3 protein-coding genes are annotated in these 2,426 nt (G+C 78.0%); 1 reads left to right on the top strand and 2 read right to left on the bottom strand.

The genetic code is table 11. From position 1 onward, the window contains the following. Window positions 1-46: 46 nt before the first annotated feature. Window positions 47-541 (bottom strand): cupin domain-containing protein, encoded by a 495-nt coding sequence (locus tag PYV61_RS24245; RefSeq protein ID WP_275836449.1) that lies wholly within the window; start codon window positions 539-541, stop codon window positions 47-49. A gap of 74 nt (window positions 542-615) precedes the next feature. Beyond that, on the bottom strand, window positions 616-1,989 hold the full coding sequence (locus PYV61_RS24240; RefSeq protein ID WP_275836448.1) for a BON domain-containing protein: 1,374 nt from the start codon (window positions 1,987-1,989) through the stop codon (window positions 616-618). A 213-nt stretch (window positions 1,990-2,202) separates the two neighbouring features. Between PYV61_RS24240 and PYV61_RS24235 the strand changes: the two genes are divergently transcribed. Then, a partial coding sequence (locus tag PYV61_RS24235) for a hypothetical protein (RefSeq protein WP_275836447.1) occupies window positions 2,203-2,426 on the top strand: 224 nt, incomplete at its 3' end.

Raw genomic sequence — 2,426 nt, 5'->3', positions numbered from 1 at the left:
GCGCGCGCCGAGGCGCGGCGCAGGGCGCCGGCGCGCTGAGGCGCGGTCACACCAGCGCCGCGAGGTCGGGCCACTCGGCGCGCACCGCGGGGGCGGCCGCGGCGTCGTCGGCGAGCATCGCGAAGTCGGCGAAGTCGAACCCCGGCCCGACCGTGCAGCCGACGAGCGCGTAGTCGCCGAGCGGCCGCGCGGCCTGCCAGCGGCCGGCGGGGACCGTGAGCACCACGGCGCCGGCGCCGTCGCCGTCGGCGACCGGCGCGAGGCGGTGGCGCGCGAGCGTGCGCGCGTCGGCGTCGAGCTCCAGCAGCTCGAGCGGGCCGCCCTCGTACAGATGCCACACCTCGTCGGACGCGACGCGGTGCCACCGGCTGACCGCGCCCGCCGCGAGGAGGAAGTAGATCGTGGTCAGCGCGGCGCGCGCGCCGCGCCCGTCGTCGGTGGCGACGCGTGCGTCGGAGCGGAACAGCTCGCGGTAGTGGCCCCCCTCGGGGTGCGGGCGCAGGTCCAGCGTCGCGATCAGCGCGGCGGCTCTCGGGTGCATGCGCCGAACGTACGCGCGCCCCGCCCGCGCGGTAGCGGGGCGGGGCGCGCGTGCGTGCGTCGTGCGGCGCGCCGTCAGCGCGTCGTCGACGAGCCGCGCGTGGTGCCGGTCGTGCCCGTCGCCCCGGTCGTGCCGGAGGCCGCGGTCGCGCCGGTCGTGCCCGTCGACGCGGTGGCGCCCGTGCTCCCGGTCGTGGCGGACGCGCCGCCGCCGGTCTCGCGGCCGGCGGTGCGGTTCACCTCGCGATCGCTCTGCCCGCGGTCGCGGTCGGAGTCGCCGCTCATGCCGAGGGCGTCGCCGATGCTGGCCATGAGGCCGCGGCGCGCCCGCAGGTTGTTGTGCACGTCGCGCACGCCGTTGCACTGCTCCACGATCTCCTCGGCGAGCCGGCGCGCGCGGCGGTCCTCGACCTCGCCGCTCAGCGTGACCTCGCCGTTCTCGACGCGCACGTCGATGTCGGTGGCGTCGATCTCGTGGTGGCGCATGAGCATGTCGTGCAGGTCCTCCTCGATCCGCTGGTCGCTGCGGCGGTAATTGCGCGAGCCGCGCCCGGCGTAGCTCTGGCGTCCCATCCCGCCGGCGCTCGCGGTCCCGCCCGACGCGCCGAAGCCGCTCGTGCCGTAGCCGGCGACGTCGCCGCCCCCCTGCCCGTAGTAGCCGCCGGTGCCGGCGCCCATGCCGCCCGAGGCGCTCCCGCCGGACGAGCTCCCGCCGTAGCCGCCCGAGCCCATCCCGCCGCGATCGGCGTAGCCCCCGCCGTACCCGCCGCCGTACGAGCCGCCGCCCGACGAGCCGCCGAACGAGCTCCCGTACGAGCCCTGGCCACCGTAGCCGCCGCCCGAACCGCCGGAAAGGCCACCACCGGAGTAGCCGCCCTGGCCGCCGTAGCCGCCGTGGCCGCCGTAGCCGCCCTGCCCCTGCCCGCCGCCGGAGCCACCGTAGCCCTGGCTCCCGCCGTACCCCTGCCCGCCGCCGGAACCCTGGCCGTACCCGCCGGTCATGCCGCCGGAACCGCCGCCATACATGCCGCCCGAGCCGCCGGACATGCCACCGCCCGAGGTGCCGCCGTAGCCACTCCCGCCGTAATTGCTCCCGCCGTACCCGCTCCCGCCGTACCCGCCTCCCTGCATCCCCCCGCGATTCCGCTCGCTGTCCTGCTCCCACGACTGGCCGTGCCCGCCGCCGTAGCCGCCGGTGCCGCCGCCGTAGTTCCCCATGCTCCCGCCGTAGTTGCCCGTCTCGAACCGCCCGCGGTCGACGTCGCGGTGCATCCCACCCGACGAGCCCTGCTGCCCCTGCTGCCCCTGCTGCTGGTAGCCGCGGTCGCCGCCCCGGTCGTGGTCGCGTCCCTGGCCGCCCTCGTTCCCCCCGCCGTACCCGCCGCCCTGCCCCTGCTGGCCGTACTGCTGCCCCTGCGCGCGGTCGCGGTCGTAATCCCGGTTCGCCATGCTCACGTTCCTCCGTGTCGCGTTCGAGCGTGCTCGTGTGCGCGACGCGTGGCGCCGCCTCGTCAGGCGCCGACGCGCCGGCATCGGGGGGCGCGTGCGGAGCAGGTCGCGCACCATTCGTACGACGCGACGACGAATCCCCATTGACCACACGCGACCGCGCGCGCCGATTGTCCGGCGTCGTCCGTCCGCGCCCGCCCCGCACCCGCCGCCATGTCCCCGACCCGCCGCGAGGCGCTCGCCGGGCTCGCCGCCCTCGTCGCGCTCCCGCTCCCCATGCCCGACGTCGCCGCCGCCGACGACCCGCTCGACGGCACCATCGCCGACTACCAGGCCGGGCGGCGGCGCCGCGCGTGGACCGCCGAGTCGGTGACGGCGCGCGCGCTCGACCGCTGCCGCGGCGCCGCCCCGGGGTGGCGCGCGGCCGACGCGCTCGC

Source organism: Roseisolibacter sp. H3M3-2 (assembly GCF_029211165.1).
In the GTDB taxonomy this organism is placed as follows: Bacteria; Gemmatimonadota; Gemmatimonadetes; order Gemmatimonadales; family Gemmatimonadaceae; genus Roseisolibacter.
This window is presented reverse-complemented; position numbering and strand designations above follow the sequence as displayed.

What these genes read in the sequence shown, in the direction of transcription:
- PYV61_RS24240 (WP_275836448.1), bottom strand. Translation starts at nt 1,989, where the DNA reads ATGGCGAACCGGGATTACGACCGCGACCGCGCGCAGGGGCAGCAGTAC.
- PYV61_RS24245 (WP_275836449.1), bottom strand. Translation starts at nt 541, where the DNA reads ATGCACCCGAGAGCCGCCGCGCTGATCGCGACGCTGGACCTGCGCCCG.